Origin of the sequence: Streptomyces sp. NPDC088915 (assembly GCF_044749825.1) — a bacterium.
Lineage (GTDB): Bacteria > Actinomycetota > Actinomycetes > Streptomycetales > Streptomycetaceae > Streptomyces.
In genome coordinates this window covers 162,411-178,567 of the sequence record NZ_JBIVIR010000016.1, presented here as the reverse complement: position 1 = coordinate 178,567, position 16,157 = coordinate 162,411, and the positions used below count along the sequence as shown (strand labels likewise).

The following is a 16,157-nucleotide window of genomic DNA, read 5'->3' as shown; positions in this document are numbered from 1 at the left end:
CGGGACGCCAAGCTCTCCCCATGGACTTGGAGCTGAGGCACCTCAAGACGATCCGGGCCATCGCGGACGCGGGGAGTCTCACCCGCGCCGCCACCGCGCTCGGCCTCGCGCAGCCCGCCCTCAGCGCCCAGCTCAAGCGGATCGAACGCGCCCTGGGCGGCGAGCTGTTCGAGCGGGGCAGGGAGGGCGTGCGGACCACGGCACTCGGCGACCTCGTCCTGGAACGTGCCCGTGTGGTGCTGCCCGCCGTGTGCGAACTCCAGGAGGAGGCCGTGCGGTTCGCCCGGGACGGGGCGGAGGGCTACCGGCTCGGCGGCACGCACGGCCCGCTGCTCGGCGGCCTCGTCGACCGGATCGCCCGCACCGACCCGGGCGCGCCCGTGACCACGTACACCTCCTGGTCGGAGCGGGAGATCGCCGGCGGGGTGGTCGCCGGCCGGCTCGACTTCGCCCTCGTCGGCGTCTGCGGCGAGAGCGGACCGCCCGAGGCGGGCCGGCTCGCCTGGACGGAGGTCGCCCGCGACCCGGTGTACGTGATGCTGGCCGCCGACCACCCGCTGGCGCCCCGCACCGAGATCGACCTGGCCGAACTGGCGGCGGAGGCCTGGACCGACGTGCCGGGCGACGGCTGCTTCGGCGACTGTTTCGCCGCCGCCTGCGTACGCGCCGGCTTCACCCCGGCCTGTGTGTACGAGACGGACACCGCCTCCTGCGTGCACCTGGTCCAGGTCGGCCGGGCCGTCGGCCTGTGCCGGGCCACCTTCCCCGTCACCCCCGGCCTCGTGACCAGACCCCTCGCCGGCGCGCCGCTGCTCTGGCGGCACCTGCTCGGCTGGCACCCCGAGGGCCGCGCCGCCGGCCGGGCCGCCGCCGTCCTGAACCACACCAGGGCCGCCCACGAGGAGGCGCTCGCCCGCAGCGCCGGCCGCACGACGGTCCCGGCGCCCCGCGAGGGCACCCCGCGCTGACGCGCGCCACCCTCCCCGTACTCCGACGCCCCCGTCCGCGCAGGCCCTTCGGCCACCGGCCATAACGCCGTGGCAGGGGCCGACCGACAACTGCCGTCCCCTCGGCGGGATCCCTACGGTTTCAGCAGATCCCCCACCGCCAACCGAGGAGACTCCCCATGCTCCGACGACACGCCCGCACGGCGTGTACCGTGCTGGCCGCCGCCGGCCTGGCACTGGCCGGCCTCCAGGCCGGTTCCGCCGCCGCGGCCCCGCACGACCAGGACCGCGCCCCCACCGCCAGAACGGCGGCCGACGCCCTCGGCGCCGCCTCCGCACAGCCCGAACTCCTCCGTGCCATGCAGCGCGACCTCGGCCTCACCCGCGCCCAGGCCGAGAACCGCCTCGCCAACGAGGCCGAGGCCGGGGCCACCGCCGCCGGACTCCGCCTGGACCTGGGCGGCGCCTTCGCCGGCGCCTGGGTGGACGGCGCCGAGTCCGGCACCCTGACCGTGGCCACCACCCGCGCCGCCGACGCGTCCGCGATCCGCGCCGCGGGCGCGCGCGCCCGGGTCGTGACGCACGGCCTGACCGCCCTGGAGCGGGCCAAGGAGGCCCTGGACCGGGCCGCCACCGCCGAGGCGCCCGTCCGGTACGTCGACGTCCGCGCCAACGTCCTCGTCGTCGAGGAGGCGCGCGCCGGGGCCGGCGCGCGCCTCCTCGCGGCCACCGGCGTCCCCCGCGACCTGGTGAGGGTGGTCCGCACCGCCGAGGCACCCCGCCCGCTGTACGACCTCCGGGGCGGCGACGCGTACTACATGAACGGCAGCGGGCGCTGCTCCGTCGGCTTCCCGATCACCAAGGGCACCACGCAGGGCTTCGCCACGGCCGGCCACTGCGGGCGCGCCGGGACCTCCACCAGCGGCTTCAACCAGGTCGCCCAGGGCAGCTTCCAGGCCTCGGTCTTCCCCGGCAACGACATGGCCTGGGTCGCCGCCAACTCCAACTGGACCGCCACCCCGTACGTGAAGGGCGCGGGCGGCGCCAACGTCCAGGTGACCGGCTCGGTCCTCCAGCCCGTCGGCTCCTCCGTCTGCCGCTCCGGCTCGACCACCGGCTGGCACTGCGGCACCGTGCAGCAGCACAACACCAGCGTGACCTACCCGGAGGGCACCATCTCCGGCGTCACCCGCACGACGGTCTGCGCCGAGCCCGGCGACTCCGGCGGCTCGTACATCTCCGGCAGCCAGGCCCAGGGCGTGACCTCGGGCGGCTCCGGCAACTGCTCCAGCGGCGGCACGACCTTCTTCCAGCCGCTGAACCCGATCCTCCAGAACTACGGCCTGACCCTGAAGACCACCACCGACCCGGGGCCGGGCCCGGGCCCCGGTCCCGGCCCCGAGCCGGAGCCAGGCGGCACGTGGGCGGCGGGCAAGGTCTACGCGGCCGGCGACACCGTCACCTACGGCGGCGCCACCTACCGCTGCCTCCAGGGCCACCAGGCCCAGACCGGCTGGGAGCCGTCCAACGTCCCGGCCCTGTGGCAGCGCGTCTGACGCGCGGTCCGTCCTCGCGGTGACCGGGGGTGCCGCGGCTCCGAGGGGGTGCCGCGGCACCCCCTCCCCGCGCGTCCGGGCCCGTCACTCCTCCGCGAGGCCGCCCCGGGCGATCACCTCCGCGTACCAGCGGGCGCTGTCCTTCAGCGTCCGCCGCTGCGTCGCGAAGTCCACGTGGACGATGCCGAACCGCTTGCTGTAGCCGTACGCCCACTCGAAGTTGTCCAGGAGCGACCACAGGAAGTAGCCCCGCACGTCCGCCCCGTCCGCGAGGGCCCGGTGCACCGCAGCCAGGTGCGCGTGCAGATAGGCCACCCGCTCCGGGTCCTTCACGTTCCCCGACGGGTCGGCGTAGTCGTCGTACGCCGCCCCGTTCTCCGTGATCACCAGCGGGACGCCCGGCAGTTCGTCCCGCAGCCGGGTCAGCAGCTCGTGCAGCCCGTCCGCGTCCACCGGCCAGTCCATGGCCGTGCGCGGCCCCGGCGCCGGCACGAACCGCACGTGCCGCTCCGCGCCCGCCCACGGCGACGGCGACTCCGAGGAGCCCGCCGCGACCACGGACGGGGAGTAGTAGTTGATGCCGAGGGAGTCGATCGGCGCGGCCGCCGCCTCCAGGTCGCCGTCCTGGACGAACGACCAGTCCGTGACCGACGCGGTGTCGCGGACCAGGTCCTCCGGGAGCCGCCCGTGGAAGACCGGGTCCAGGAAGATCCGGTTGCCGACGGCGTCGATCCGGCGGGCCGCGTCCAGGTCCCCGGGGGACTGCGTGAGGGCCCGTACGGCGTGCAGGTTGAGGGTCAGGGACACCTCGGCGGACCCGGGCAGCGCGCCGCGCAGCGCCCGCGCGCCCAGGCCGTGCGCCAGGTTGAGGTGGTGCGCGGCGCGCAGCGCGGCCAGGTCGTCGGTGCGGCCCGGCGCGTGCACGCCGTTGCCGTAGCCGAGGAAGGCGGCGCACCACGGCTCGTTGAGCGTGGTCCAGGTCGCCACCCGGTCGCCGAGCGCGTCCGCCATGATCCCGGCGTACTCGGCGAAGCGGTACGCGGTCTCCCGGTGCGGCCAGCCGCCCGCGTCCTCCAGCTCCTGCGGCAGGTCCCAGTGGTAGAGCGTCGCCACGGGCCGGATCCCGGCCTCCAGGAGGGAGTCGGCCAGGCGCCGGTAGAAGTCCAGGCCCTTGCGCACGGCCGGGCCGCGCCCGGTGGGCTGGACCCGGGGCCAGGCGATCGAGAAGCGGTAGTCCGTCACGCCGAGCCGGCGCATCAGGGCGACGTCCTCGTCGAGCCGGTGGTAGTGGTCGGCGGCGATGTCGCCGGTGTCGCCGTTGCGGACCTTGCCCGGCGTACGGCTGAAGGTGTCCCAGATGGACGGCGTGCGGCCGTCCTCGGCCGCCGCCCCCTCGATCTGGTAGGCGGCCGTGGCGGTGCCCCAGCGGAAGCCCTCGGGGAAGCGGAGCGTGGTCGTCGGGTCGGTGCGGGCGTCGAGAGCGGTCATGGGGTGGGAACTCCCTGGGGTGAGACTGGGGTGAGTCGTTCTGTGGGGAGGGGCGGGACGGGGACGGGTCAGCCCTTGACCGCGCCCTGCATGATGCCGCCGACGATCTGCCGGCCGAGGAGGCCGAAGACGAGCAGCACCGGCAGGGTGCCGAGCAGCGTGCCCGCCATGATCACGGACTGGTCGTGGACGTACCCGCCGCCGAGCTGGCGCAGGGCGACCTGGACGGTGGGCTCGGAGGAGGTCAGGGCGACGACGGGCCAGAAGAAGTCGTTCCACGAGGCCATGAAGGTCAGCAGGCCGAGCACGGCCATGCCGGGCCGGGCGATCGGCACGACGATCGACCAGAAGATCCTGGCGGTGGACGCGCCGTCGACGCGGGCCGCCTCGATCAGCTCGTCGGGCAGGGACTGCACCAGGTACTGGCGCATGAAGAACACCCCGAACGCGGAGACCAGGCCCGGCAGGATCACCGACTGGAGCTGGTTCACCCAGCCGAGTTCGGCGATCAGCATGAACAGCGGGATCACGCCGAGCTGCGGCGGGATCATCATGGTGCCGACGGTGACCGCGAGCAGCGCGCCCCGCCCCTTGAAGCGCAGCTTGGCGAAGGCGAAGCCGGCCAGGGTGCAGCACAGGACGGTGCCGAGGGTGATCGACCCGGAGACGATGAACGAGTTGAGCAGCGCCTTGCCGATGTCGGCCTCTTCGAGGACCGCCTCGAAGTTCTTGATCAGGTTCGGCCCCGGGAGCAGGGTCGGCGGGACCTTCGCCAGGTCGGCGTTGGAGCGGCTGGCGGCGACGACCGTCCAGTAGAACGGGAACGCCGAGAACAGCACGGCGACGACCAGGATCCCGTACGCGAGGGGGCCCGCGTGCAGGGTGCGGCCCGCGCGGGAGGCCCCCCGGCGCGGCGTCCGGCCGGGCTCCGGGGCGGGCGGGGCGACCGGGGGAGCGGCGGGCGCCACCGGGGCGATCGGCGCGGTCATCGGCCGGCCTCCTTGCGGGAACGGCGGCGCGCGACCAGGGCGTTGAGCCCGACCAGCACCACGATGAGCAGGAACATCACCCAGGCGATGGCCGCGGCCCGGCCCAGGTGGAAGAAGCCCCAGCCCTGCTCGTACATGTAGAGCCCGAGCGTCTGGTACTGGTGCGAGATGCCGCCCGAGATCGACCCTTCGAGCAGCAGCGGCTCGCCGAACAACTGGGTCGCGCCGATCGTGGAGACGATGACGGTGAAGAGGATGGTGGGTCGCAGTCCGGGCAGCGTGACGTGGAAGAACTGGCGCCACCGCGAGGCCCCGTCCATCGCGGCCGCCTCGTACAGCTCGTCCGGGATCGACTGCATGCCGGCCAGGTAGATCAGCGCGTTGTAGCCGGTCCAGCGCCAGACGACGACCGTCGAGACGGCGATCTGCGAGGCCGCCGTGCCGTTCTGCCAGTCGACGGGATCGACGCCGACGAGTCCGAGCGCGTAGTTGATCAGGCCGAAGTCCCGCCCGAAGAGCTGGGCGAAGACGAGGGTGGCGGCGGCGACCGAGGTCGCGTACGGCAGCAGGACCGCCGTGCGCAGGAAGGTGCGGCCGCGCATCCGGTAGTTCAGCAGGTGCGCCAGGCCGAGGGCCATGACCAACTGCGGCACGGTGGAGAGCACGCCGATGGTGAAGGTGTTGCGCAGCGAGGTCCAGAAGTACGCGTCACCGAAGAGCGCGGTGTAGTTGCCGAGCCCGCGCCACTCCATGTCGCCGGGGGTCTGGAGCTCCACCCGGTACAGCGAGACGAAGGCCGTGTAGATCAGCGGGAAGAGGCCGAAGGCGGCGAACAGGGTGAAGAACGGGGCGACGTAGGCGTACGGGGAGACCTTCTGCCAGGTCCGCCGGACGGGTCCGGGCCGCCGGGGCGGCGCGGCCGGCTCCGGCCGGGCCTGCCGGGGACCGGCCGGTGTCTCGGGTGCGGTGAGGGTCACGGTGCGGCCCTTCGGTGTGGGGTCGGAGCGGGGGAGGCGGGGCGGACGGACCCCCTCGGTCACGCCGGGGGCGTCCGTCCGGCGGCACGGGTCAGCCGATGGTGTTCTCGACGCCCTTCTTGGCGTTCGACCAGGCCTTCTCGGGGGCGGTGCCCTTGCGCTCGACCTCGCTCAGCGCGTTGGTGATCTGCTGGGCGATGTTCTGGTCGTGGACGCCGAGGACCTGGACCGGGGCCTCCTTCGCCGCGTCACCGAAGATCTTGCCGATGGGGGCGTTCGAGAAGAAGGGGTCCTTCGCGTCGGCGACCTTCTCGATGGCGCCGGTGGCGGAGGGGAAGTTGCCCTGCTTCTGGAAGAGCTTGGTCTGCTGCTCGGGGGCGGTGAGCCACTTGATCAGCTCGTACGCCTCCTTCTTGTGCTTCGCGGCCTTCGGCACGGCCAGGTACGAGCCGCCCCAGTTGCCGGCGCCGCCGGGCAGCTCGGCCACGTCCCACTTGCCCTTGCCGGCCTCGCCGGCCTGGCCCTTGATGTAGCCGAGCATCCAGGCGGGGCACGGCATGGTGGCGAAGGAGCCGGCGGAGAAGGCCTGGTTCCACTGCGGGGACCACTGGTCGAGCTTGGCGCTCAGACCGGCGTCCGCGGCCTGGACGGCGTGGTCCCAGGCGGAGCGCAGGGCGGGGTTCTGCTCCCAGATCAGCTTCCCGGAGGCGTCGTAGTAGCGCTCCTTCTCCTGGCCGATCATGATCGAGTAGAGGCTTCCGACGCTGTCGAGCCAGGCGCTCTTGGCGGGGGCCTTCGCCTTGTACTGCTTGCCGAGGTCCAGGTAGCCGTCCCAGGTGGCCCACTTCTTCGCGAGCTCCTCGCGGTCGGTGGGCAGCCCGGCCTGCTCGAAGAGGTCCGTGCGGTAGCACATGGCCTCCGGGCCGACGTCCGTGCCGAGGCCGAGGATCTCGCCGCCCTTGCCGGTGGCGGCGGCCCACTTGGCGGGGGCGAACTGGTCCTTCAGGGAGTCCGCGCCGTACTTCTTCAGGTCCTCGAACCGGTCGGCCTGCTGCTGGGCGACGGAGGCGATGCGGCCCACCTCGATGCCCTGCACGTCGGCGAGGCCGGCGCCGCCGGCGAGCCGGGTCTGGAGGGACTTCCAGTAGTCGGCCTCGTCCTCGGTGTCGGTCTGCTTGACGGTGACGCCCGGGTGGAGCTTCTCGTACTCCGCGTAGAGCCCGGCCTCCTTGTATCCGAAGGAGCCGAAGAGGTCGACGGTGATCGTGACCTTCCCTCCCGCGCTGTCCGAGGACGAGTCGTCCGTCGATCCGCCGCAGGCGGCGAGCAGGGCCCCGGCGAGCGTGACCGCACCCAGGCGGACGACGGCTCTCTTGGCGGCTCGGGCGATGGGCATGGGAAGCCTCCCTTGGCTCCGGAACGAGCGAGAGCGGTTGAGAGCGCTCTCAAGCGTGCGTGGGGAGCGTGCCCGTGCGGTGGTGCATCCGTCAAGGCTCGAAGGCGTAACGGACGAGAAGAGACCTCAACTCCCGCCCGTGTTCAACCTCTTGACACGCTCGTTTCCAGGGTTTTACGTTTCCGTCACTCTGAGAGCGCTCTCAGCCATTCTGGAGGCGGGACTTCCGGACTCCCGAACACGAGCCTCCCCGGCCCCGCACCCCACCCGAGTCCCCGCCCCCGCACCTCCACCCGAGCCCCGCTCCCGCATCCCCACCCGAGCCTCCGCCCCGGGCCCCGCGCCCCCGACCGCCACTCCCCGGGCAGACCCCGTCCGCCCGCTCCGAGCTCCATCCGTCCCGAGCTCCATCCCTCGCAGACGACATGAGGTGCCCCTTCATGCCATCCCCCCGCACCCGGCCCGCCGCGGCGCTGGTCCTGGTCTCCGCCCTCGCCGCCGTGGGCCTCGGCCCCGCCGCCGTCCCCGCGGCCGCGGCCACCGTCCCGGCGGGCGCCGGAAGCTACTCCGACACCCGCCCCGCCGGTACCTCGGGCCCCACCACCAACACCGGCGCCCCCGTCACCCCCAAGGTCACCGCCGCCGCCCAGGGCAAGCCCGTCCCCACCAACGACTGGTGGTCCTCCCTCGCCTTCCAGCGCTACGGCGACAACCCGTACTCCACCCCCATGTACGGCCACCCGCTCACCTACCAGGCCGTCTCCGGCGGCCTGGAGCTCGGCTACCCCACCAGCCCCGCGATCGTGGGCGACGGGCGCCAGTACGAGTTCGCCCACAAGCGCGACCTCACCCTCGGCCTCACCGGCCTCAACTCGCCCGACACCAAGGCCGACGCCTGGTCCGACTGGACCGTCACCCCCTACTGGTCCGACGGCGCCCGCACCCTGCGCACCACCATCGGCCACGGCCTGCCCTTCGTGTACGCCAGGGGCACCGGCGGCGACGCCCGGATCACCACCGCCCAGGCGCCCACGGTCTTCTCCGACCAGGGCAACGTCCTCGGCATCACCGTCGCCGGACACCACTACGCCCTCTTCTCGCCCACCGGCACCGACTGGAACGTCTCCGGCTCCACCATCACCGCGGGCCTCGGCGGCAAGGACTACTTCTCCGTCGCCGTCCTGCCCTCCACCGACGCGCTGGCCACCTACCGCAAGTACGCCTACAGCTTCGTCACCGGCTCCACGGTGAACTGGAGCTACGACGCCGGCACCGTCCGCGCCACCTACGGCCTCACCACCGAGGCCAGGGAGGGCACCGAGCGCGGCACCCTCCAGGCGCTCTACCGCCACCAGTGGCTGCACACCACGGACCCGCTGACCCCGTACACCTACGTCTCGCCCCGGGGCACCATGAAGGTCCGGGAGGCGGCCTCCTTCACCACCACCCAGAAGGCCGCCGCCACCCTCCCCGGCCTGCCCGGCAGCGGCGTCGACGCGGCCCGCCTGCGCGGCTACCTCAACGAGGTCGCGAACTCCTCCGACCCGTTCTCCGGAGCCGTCGACACGTACTGGACCGGCAAGGCCCTCGGCAGGCTCGCCCAACTGGTGCCGCTCGCCGACCAGATCGGCGAGGGCGCGGTCCGCGACAAGCTCCTCGGCCTGATCAAGGGCCGCCTCCAGGAGTGGTTCACGGCCGGCGGCGCCAACGAGTTCTCGTACGACCAGGCCTGGAAGACCCTCACCGGCTACCCGGCCTCCTACGGCAGCGACACCGAACTCAACGACCACCACTTCCACTACGGCTACTACGTGTACGCCGCCGCGATCGTCGCCCAGTACGACCCGAACTGGGCCGCCGACTCCGCCTGGGGCACCATGGTCAAGACCCTGGTCCGCGACACCGCCAACCCCAGCCGCACCGACGGCGCCTTCCCCTTCCTGCGCGGCTTCGACGTCTACGCCGGACACAGTTGGGCCAGCGGCCACCAGGGCTTCGCCGCCGGCAACAACCAGGAGTCGTCCTCCGAGTCGACCAACCTCAGCGCCGCCCTCGTCCTGTGGGGCTCGGCCACCGGCGACACCTCCCTGCGCGACCTCGGCACCTACCTCCTGACCACCGAGGCCGAGGCCGTCGCCCAGTACTGGTTCGACGCCGACCAGCAGGTCTTCCCCGGCTCCTTCCAGCACGACACCGTCGGCATGGTCTGGGGCAGCGGCGGCGCCTACTCCACCTGGTGGACCGCCAACCCGGAGGAGATCCACGGCATCAACGTCCTGCCCGTGACCAGCGGGAGCTCGCTCCAGCTCGGCGCGCGCAAGGACGCGATCCGGCGCAACATCGCCGAGCTGGAGCGCGAGAACGGCGGCCCCGCCGTCGAGTGGCGCGACATCCTCTGGGAGTTCCAGTCCCTCGCCGACCCCGGCGCCGCCAAGGCCAAGTGGGACGCGGGGAACGCCGGATACACCCCGGAGGCCGGCGAGTCCAGGGCCCACACCTACCACTGGATCACCGCGCTCGACGCGCTCGGCGCCCCGGACGCCACCGTCACCGGATCGATCCCCACCTCCGCCGTCTTCACCAAGGGCACCACGCGCACCTACGCGGCCCACAACTACGGCTCGACCGCCCGCACGGTCACCTTCTCCGACGGCAAGTCCCTCTCCGTACCGGCGCGTTCCACCGCCGTCGGCAACGGCACGGCGGGACCCGGCCCCGACCCCGACCCGGAGCCGGGCACCGGCAACACCTTCCAGCTCCGCACCGGTGGCGCGCTCACCACGGCCACCGGCGCCACGGCGGGCGGCGACACCCTCGTCTCGGCACAGGGCGGCAACTACGACGGCACCCCGAACAAGCCGCTCGTCTACGTCGCCAAGAACGTCAACGGCACGCTCCGGGCGGGCGGTTCGACCGCCTTCCGGCTCCAGGTCGACGCCGGAACGTCGGTCGGCCTCGGCCAGCAGGCCCGGATCAGCTACGACCTGACCGGCGACGGCACCTTCGACCGCACGGAGACGTACCAGTACTTCGCGACGGACCCGGTGACGGGCTGGGAGGAGTACGCCCAGTCCCGGGGCCTGAAGTCCGCCACCGGCACGCTCGGCGACCTGCGGGGCGGGACGGTGCGCCTGGAGGTCTGGAGCGCCATCGGCAACGGCGACGCGCGGCTCCAGACGGGCACGGACCGGTCCGTGGTCGTCATCCCGTACGACTGATCCCGTAGGGGAACGGGGCGGCGGGCCCGGGTGACGCACCCGGGCCCGCCGCCCTTTCCCTACGGGAAAACCCCCGCGCGAGTCAGGCGGAGGCGCGGCGGACCAGCGAGGTCGGGGTGACCACGGAGCCGGGGATCTCCGGCCCGGTCCCGTCGAGCAGCCGCATCAGCAGCTTCACCATCAGCCGCCCCATCCCCTCGATGTCCTGGTGCACGGTGGTCAGGGCGGGGGAGGTCCGGCCGACCACCGAGGCCATGTCGTCGAAGCCGACGACCGCCACGTCCTCCGGCACCCGCACCCCGCGCTCCCGCAGGGTGCGCAGCGCGCCCGACGCCATCAGGTCGTTGGCGACGAACACCCCGTCCACGTCCGGCCGCCGGTCGAGCAGCTCCGCCATGGCCCGCGCGCCGCTCTCCTCGGTGAAGTCGCCCGCGCACAGCAGCTCCGGGTCGGCGTCGAGCAGGACGTCCCGGTAGCCGTGCAGCCGGTCGATCGCCGACGTCTGGTCGGCGGGCCCGGAGATGTGGGCGATGGTCCGGCGCCCGAGGCCCACCAGGTGCCGCACCGCCTCCCGGGCGCCGCCCCGGTTGTCGCAGTCGACGAAGGGCACGGCGGGGTCGGTGCCGGGGGCGGGCCGCCCGCCGACGACCACCGGGATCCTGGCCCCCCCGATCACGGCCGGCAGGGCGTCGTCGCTGTGCAGCGAGAACGCGAGCGCGCCGTCGACGTGGCCCCCGCCGAGATAGCGGGCGATCCGCTCGTGGTCCCCCGGTCCCTCCACCCACAGCAGCACCAACTGGGAGTCGTGCGCCGTCAGTTCCCGGCTGATGCCGCGCACCTGCTGCTCGAAGAACGGGTCGGAGAAGATCCGGAACTCGGGCTCCGCGATGATCACGGCCACGGCGCCGTTGCGCCGGGTGACCAGGGTGCGGGCCGCGTGGTTGGGGACGTAACCGAGCTCCTCGACGGCCCTGCGCACCTTCTCGACCAGGGGGGCGCGCACGCCCGCGCCCCCGTTGACGACCCGGGAGGCCGTGGCGCGGGACACGCCGGCGCGCGCGGCGACCGCCTCCAGCGTGGGGCGGGGCTCCGTGGTCTGCTCGGGCAAGGCGGGCGCTCCTCGACTGCGTCGGCTGGGCGGCGTACCGGTCGTACGGGGTGCGCACGGGTACGGTGTGCGTTCTCGTCCGGCCCAGGATATCTGTAGCCCCCACCTTCTGAGAGCGCTCCCAAGAGGAACGTGCTCCCGCGGACACGACGTCCCGGAAACCCCGTCGGTTCCTCCCCGGGGCCTTCGTCGGGCACTACGGCATCGACCGCGCGGCCGTCCGCGTCCCGGCCGATCAGGGACCCCGGCACGAGCGGCACCCGCACGCGACACGACACCGCCCCGCGTGCTCCTGGCACGCGGGGCGGTGTCGTACGCGTCGGCGGGTCAGCCCGCGGCCGGGGCCTCGACCCGGGCCGGAGTCTCCCCGTCGGCCGTCCGGGCGGCCAGCGCCTTCTGGGCGAGGTAGCCGAAGACCACGGCGAACACCGCCCACAGCACGACCTGGACGCCCAGCGAGGCCAGGCGGAACTCCCACAGCAGCTTGGCGGGGAAGCCCGCCTTGACCGCGTCGTCGTTCGCCGGAAGGACCGCGAAGGCGACGCCCGTCACGACGACGAAGCCGAAGCCGGCCGCCAGGCTCGCGTTCCAGTTGCCCAGGCGCGGCGCCAGCCGGCGCCCGGCGATCACCGCGGCGACGCCGAGCAGCACGCTGAGCAGGATCATCAGGAAGAACAGGGTGGTGCGCTTCCCGATGGTGTCGGGGTTGCCGACGGCCGGCGGGGTCGCCGGGTACTTCAGGAACGGCACCAGGTAGACGGTGGTGAAGGCCGCGGCCGCGGTCAGCGCCGCGGTGGCCCGCGGACTGAACCGGCCGACGCGGCCGAGCGCGAACGAGAAGGCGAGCGCGGCGATGCCGCCCAGCGCCACCCCGTAGACCAGGACGCCGGTGGCCAGGCCGAAGGTGGACTGCACGGGACGGCTGACCACCTCCTCCTCTTCCTCCTCGGCCGCTCCGGCGCCGCCGTGGTCGCCGTGTCCGGCGTGAGCCGCCTCCTGGGCGGCCTGGGCCTCCTCCACGGCGATGGAGCCGTTCACGGAGGGCTCACCGCCCACGTAGGCCACGGCGAAGGCGAACAGACCGGCGATCAGGCCCGCGAGCATGCCGCGGACCAGCAGGGTTCTCACAGTCGAGGCGTGCATGTGCTCGTCGCCCCTCAGTGGCACGGGAAGCCGAGCAGGTGGCGCCCGTCGTGCACCCACTCGTGCACGTCCGAGCCCGCGAAGAGGGAGGTGGCACCCTGCTCCGCGCCCACGAAGTACAGCGCGATCAGCGCGAGAAGGCCGACGAAGAAGGCCCAGGGCAGCACGGCCCGTACGGGCAGCGGAGCCGGTACGGCGACGGAAGGGGTGGAAACGGCAGCGGAGACGGCAGCCTCGGCCATGATGAAACCTCCTGCGGGAACGCGCGTCCCAAACGGTGGTGCAGGACGACGGTCCACGGGTCTGACTCACCGCGGCCTCCCCTGCCAGGGGAAGGCCTCGGCATACAGTGGCGCGACCGTGCCGGGTTCCCACCGGACTTCCGTATCGCCGTCGTCACGCTGTTCAAATGTCGCCTGACGGTACCGCGTGACGTGGACATTGTTAAGGGCGTGAGGCCTGTATCACCTCCGTGCGCCCCCGCGCGGAGCCCCCGCCTCCCCGCGGCCCGTACGGTACGGGGGACCGCCCCGCCGCCCCGTACCGGCGCCGACCGCGAAGGATCCCGATGACAGTCCGGCTGACGCTCGTCCCGCCCGCCACGAACGACGCGCTGCGCGAGGTCCGGTTCGACGACGACAGCCCCCTCGACCCGGCGGGACTCGCCCGCGCCGAGGCCCTCGCGGCCGCCGTGGACCCCGCCACGCGCGCGTACGCCTCGCCGTCCGCGCGCTGCCTCGGCACCGCCCGGGCCCTCGGCCTGCGGGCCGAACCGGCGGCCGGTCTCGCCGGCTGCGCCATGGGCCGGTGGCGGGGGAGGACCCTGGACGACGTCGCCGCCACCGAGGAGGCCGCGCTCGCCGCCTGGCTCTCCGACCCGGAGGCCGCGCCGCACGGCGGTGAGTCCCTCCGCGACCTGCGCGTCCGGGTCGGGGCCTGGCTCGACGCGCTCCGGGAGGGATCGGGACGCGTCACGGCCGTCGTCGAACCCGACGTCGTGCGCGCCGCGACCGTCCACGCCCTCGGGGTGCCGGACGCGACCGCCCGGCGCCTGGACGTCCGCCCCCTGACGGCCGTTCACCTCAGCGGACGCGGCGGACGCTGGAACCTGCGCGCCGGCGAGCCGCTCACCTGCTGACGCGGAGAGAGGGAGGGGGCCACCCGGTGGCCCCCTCCCTCTCTCCGTACGCGCGCCTCTAGAGGGGGCGCTTCCACTCCTTCAGGAGCAGATAGCCCAGGTACGCCCCTCCGACGGCCATCGTGTAGAGCCCGACCGGCAGGTCGTCGAAGAGCGGGAGCTGCTGGGCCGCGAGGTCCGCGAGGACCAGGAGCAGCGCGCCCAGCACGGTCGACATGACGAGCTGGGGCCCGCCGCTGCGGGTGACCCGCTTGGCGATCTGCGGCGCCGTCAGGGAGACGAAGGCGATCGGACCGGCCACGCCGACCGCGCCCGCGGACAGCACGATCGACAGGGTGACCGCCGCCGCCGCGGTCCGGTCCGGGCGGGCGCCCAGACCGGTGGAGAGGTCGTCGCCCATCTCGCCGACGGTCAGCGGCCGCGCGAGGAGCGCCGCGAGCGGCAGGCAGACGAGCAGCACCACCCAGATGACCGTCGCGTCGTCCCAGGAGCGGGCGGAGAGGCTGCCGTTGATGTACGCGGTCAGGGCGCTCGCCTTGTCGCGCTCGACGGCGTAGACCACGTACTGGGTCAGGGCCGTCGACATCGCGGCCACGCCGATGCCCGCCACGACCAGGCGCCCCGGGTTGCGGAACCCGGTCCCGGTGGAGACGTACACGAGTCCCATGGCGGCGACCGCGCCGACCAGGGCGCCGACGGACACCGGGACGGTGTCGGGGAAGAAGAGCGCGGCGGCGGCCGCGCCCGCCCCGGAGCCGGCGCTGAGCCCGATCACGTCGGGGCTGCCCAGCGGATTGCGGGTGACCGACTGGAAGAGGGCCCCGGACAGGCCGAAGGCCGCGCCGGTGGCGACGGCCACCACGAGCCGGGGGCCGCGCAGCCGGTTCAGGACGAAGGCGTTCTTGCCCGTCGCCTCGCCCATGAGCGCCGACGGCAGGTCGGCGAGGTCGATGCCCAGCCTGCCCATCGAGAGCGTCGCCACGGCCGCCCCCAGGAGCAGCAGCACCGACAGCGCGGCGGCGACCAGCGAGGAGCGGCGCACGGGGATCGCGACCCGGGGGCCGACCCGTACGAGGACGCGCCCCGGCGGACGCGACGGCACCGCGGCCGGACTCCCGGCCCGGTCCTCGGCCGGCGCCCCGGTCCGGTCGGTGGTCTTCATGCCGCTCCCCTCATGCGACGGACGGCGAAGAGCAGGGCGGGCGCGCCCACGAACGCGGTGACGACGCCGACCATCAGCTCCTCGGGGCGCAGCAGGACCCGGCCGACGACGTCCGCGAAGAGCAGCAGCGTGGGACCCGCGAGCGCGGTGAACAGGATCTGCATCCGGAAGTCGGCGCCCACCAGGACCCGGACCAGGTGCGGGACGGCGAGCCCGACGAAGGCGATGGGGCCCACCGCCGCCGTGGCCGCCGCGCTGAGCAGCGTCGCGGCCAGCAGCCCGGCGCCCTTGACGCGGGCGGGGCTGATGCCGAGCGAGGCGGCCTTGTCGTCGCCCATCGCCATGGCGTTGAGCCCCGGCGCGAGGAGGACGGCGAGGAGGAGCCCGGCCGCGGCGAACGGCAGCACGGCCCAGAGGGCGTCGAAACCGCGCCCGCCGAGCGATCCCACCACCCAGTAGCGGTACGTGTCGAAGACCTTCGGCCGGGACAGCGCGACGGCCTGGATGAACGCGGCGAGGATCGCGGAGAGCACCGCGCCGGCGAGCACGAGCCGCACCGGACTGCCGCCCCCGCCGGCCGTGCCGACGAGATGGACGAGGACGCCGGTCGCCAGGGCGCCGAGGAGGGCCCACCAGATGGTCTCGCGCTGCCCGGACGCGCCGAGGAACGCGGTGGCGGCGACGATGCTCGCCGACGCGCCCGCATTGATGCCGAGGAGCCCCGGCTCGGCGAGCGGGTTGCGGGTGATGCCCTGCATCAGCGTGCCGGCGATCCCGAGGCAGAGGCCCGCGAGCACGCCGAGGGCGGTGCGCGGGTAGCGGCTCTCGACGACGGTGCGGAGGTACTCGTCGCCGCCGCCGGTGACGACCCGCAGGACGTCGGAGGCGGACGTCGGCCTGCTGCCGAACATCACGCTGGCGAGCAGCGCCAGGGCGAGCAGGGCCAGGCACAGGACGGCGGCTGCTAGGTACCGGGCAGGGCCCCGCCGTGCGACGGCGGGGCCCTGGGCGGTCCGGGAGAGTGTGGTCACGCCG

Annotated in this window: 13 protein-coding genes and 1 riboswitch; of the genes, 4 read left to right on the top strand and 9 right to left on the bottom strand. The window is 73.8% G+C overall.

All coding sequences use genetic code 11. The features are described 5' to 3' along the window. Positions 1–20 precede the first annotated feature (20 nt). A complete protein-coding gene (locus tag ACIP5O_RS27445; RefSeq protein WP_401297639.1) occupies positions 21–968 on the top strand; it encodes a LysR family transcriptional regulator in 948 nt (315 codons plus the stop codon). 158 nt (positions 969–1,126) lie between these two features. Beyond that, a complete protein-coding gene (locus tag ACIP5O_RS27440; RefSeq protein ID WP_401297636.1) occupies positions 1,127–2,503 on the top strand; it encodes a carbohydrate-binding protein in 1,377 nt (458 codons plus the stop codon). 84 nt (positions 2,504–2,587) lie between these two features. Here ACIP5O_RS27440 and ACIP5O_RS27435 read toward each other — a convergent pair whose 3' ends face one another. From ACIP5O_RS27435 to ACIP5O_RS27420, 4 genes are all read right to left on the bottom strand, one after another. Next, positions 2,588–3,991, bottom strand: a complete 1,404-nt coding sequence (locus ACIP5O_RS27435; protein WP_125667931.1) for a GH1 family beta-glucosidase — start codon at positions 3,989–3,991, stop codon at positions 2,588–2,590. A 68-nt stretch (positions 3,992–4,059) separates the two neighbouring features. After that, a complete protein-coding gene (locus tag ACIP5O_RS27430) occupies positions 4,060–4,980 on the bottom strand; it encodes a carbohydrate ABC transporter permease (protein WP_401297633.1) in 921 nt (306 codons plus the stop codon). Further along, complete coding sequence (locus tag ACIP5O_RS27425; protein WP_401297630.1) at positions 4,977–5,957, bottom strand: carbohydrate ABC transporter permease; 981 nt, start codon at positions 5,955–5,957, stop codon at positions 4,977–4,979. Before ACIP5O_RS27425 ends, ACIP5O_RS27430 begins: the two co-directional genes overlap by 4 nt. 91 nt (positions 5,958–6,048) lie before the next feature. Further along, on the bottom strand, positions 6,049–7,353 hold the full coding sequence (locus tag ACIP5O_RS27420; protein WP_365543328.1) for an extracellular solute-binding protein: 1,305 nt from the start codon (positions 7,351–7,353) through the stop codon (positions 6,049–6,051). A 440-nt stretch (positions 7,354–7,793) separates the two neighbouring features. On the opposite strand from ACIP5O_RS27420, the gene ACIP5O_RS27415 reads away from it, so the two are divergent. Continuing rightward, positions 7,794–10,571 (top strand): glycosyl hydrolase, encoded by a 2,778-nt coding sequence (locus ACIP5O_RS27415; RefSeq protein ID WP_401297627.1) that lies wholly within the window; start codon positions 7,794–7,796, stop codon positions 10,569–10,571. A gap of 82 nt (positions 10,572–10,653) precedes the next feature. Here ACIP5O_RS27415 and ACIP5O_RS27410 read toward each other — a convergent pair whose 3' ends face one another. The 3 genes from ACIP5O_RS27410 to ACIP5O_RS27400 form a co-directional block, all read right to left on the bottom strand. Then, positions 10,654–11,679, bottom strand: a complete 1,026-nt coding sequence (locus ACIP5O_RS27410) for a LacI family DNA-binding transcriptional regulator (protein WP_401297624.1) — start codon at positions 11,677–11,679, stop codon at positions 10,654–10,656. Positions 11,680–12,006: 327 nt separating this feature from the next. Continuing rightward, on the bottom strand, positions 12,007–12,822 hold the full coding sequence (locus ACIP5O_RS27405; protein ID WP_401297622.1) for a CbtA family protein: 816 nt from the start codon (positions 12,820–12,822) through the stop codon (positions 12,007–12,009). A gap of 14 nt (positions 12,823–12,836) precedes the next feature. After that, positions 12,837–13,064, bottom strand: a complete 228-nt coding sequence (locus ACIP5O_RS27400) for a CbtB-domain containing protein (RefSeq protein ID WP_053640609.1) — start codon at positions 13,062–13,064, stop codon at positions 12,837–12,839. Positions 13,065–13,103: 39 nt separating this feature from the next. Beyond that, positions 13,104–13,267: riboswitch (cobalamin riboswitch) on the bottom strand. Positions 13,268–13,390: 123 nt separating this feature from the next. On the opposite strand from ACIP5O_RS27400, the gene ACIP5O_RS27395 reads away from it, so the two are divergent. Then, on the top strand, positions 13,391–13,960 hold the full coding sequence (locus ACIP5O_RS27395) for a histidine phosphatase family protein (protein ID WP_401297620.1): 570 nt from the start codon (positions 13,391–13,393) through the stop codon (positions 13,958–13,960). Positions 13,961–14,018: 58 nt separating this feature from the next. On the opposite strand, the gene ACIP5O_RS27390 is transcribed toward ACIP5O_RS27395, so the two are convergent. Together ACIP5O_RS27390 and ACIP5O_RS27385 are read right to left on the bottom strand one after the other, a co-directional pair. Then, positions 14,019–15,122, bottom strand: coding sequence for a FecCD family ABC transporter permease (locus tag ACIP5O_RS27390; RefSeq protein WP_401297619.1), 1,104 nt, complete (start codon positions 15,120–15,122; stop codon positions 14,019–14,021). Then, positions 15,119–16,153 carry a FecCD family ABC transporter permease gene (locus ACIP5O_RS27385; protein ID WP_401297617.1) on the bottom strand — a complete coding sequence of 345 codons (1,035 nt, stop codon included), beginning with the start codon at positions 16,151–16,153 and terminating at the stop codon, positions 15,119–15,121. Before ACIP5O_RS27385 ends, ACIP5O_RS27390 begins: the two co-directional genes overlap by 4 nt. Positions 16,154–16,157: the final 4 nt, after the last annotated feature.

Excerpts from the sequence above, each read along its gene's own strand:
- ACIP5O_RS27405 (WP_401297622.1), bottom strand. The coding sequence starts at position 12,822 with ATGCACGCCTCGACTGTGAGAACCCTGCTGGTCCGCGGCATGCTCGCG.
- ACIP5O_RS27415 (WP_401297627.1), top strand. The coding sequence starts at position 7,794 with ATGCCATCCCCCCGCACCCGGCCCGCCGCGGCGCTGGTCCTGGTCTCC.
- ACIP5O_RS27400 (WP_053640609.1), bottom strand. The coding sequence starts at position 13,064 with ATGGCCGAGGCTGCCGTCTCCGCTGCCGTTTCCACCCCTTCCGTCGCC.
- ACIP5O_RS27435 (WP_125667931.1), bottom strand. The coding sequence starts at position 3,991 with ATGACCGCTCTCGACGCCCGCACCGACCCGACGACCACGCTCCGCTTC.
- ACIP5O_RS27390 (WP_401297619.1), bottom strand. The coding sequence starts at position 15,122 with ATGAAGACCACCGACCGGACCGGGGCGCCGGCCGAGGACCGGGCCGGG.
- ACIP5O_RS27430 (WP_401297633.1), bottom strand. The coding sequence starts at position 4,980 with ATGACCGCGCCGATCGCCCCGGTGGCGCCCGCCGCTCCCCCGGTCGCC.
- ACIP5O_RS27445 (WP_401297639.1), top strand. The coding sequence starts at position 21 with ATGGACTTGGAGCTGAGGCACCTCAAGACGATCCGGGCCATCGCGGAC.
- ACIP5O_RS27420 (WP_365543328.1), bottom strand. The coding sequence starts at position 7,353 with ATGCCCATCGCCCGAGCCGCCAAGAGAGCCGTCGTCCGCCTGGGTGCG.
- ACIP5O_RS27440 (WP_401297636.1), top strand. The coding sequence starts at position 1,127 with ATGCTCCGACGACACGCCCGCACGGCGTGTACCGTGCTGGCCGCCGCC.
- ACIP5O_RS27395 (WP_401297620.1), top strand. The coding sequence starts at position 13,391 with ATGACAGTCCGGCTGACGCTCGTCCCGCCCGCCACGAACGACGCGCTG.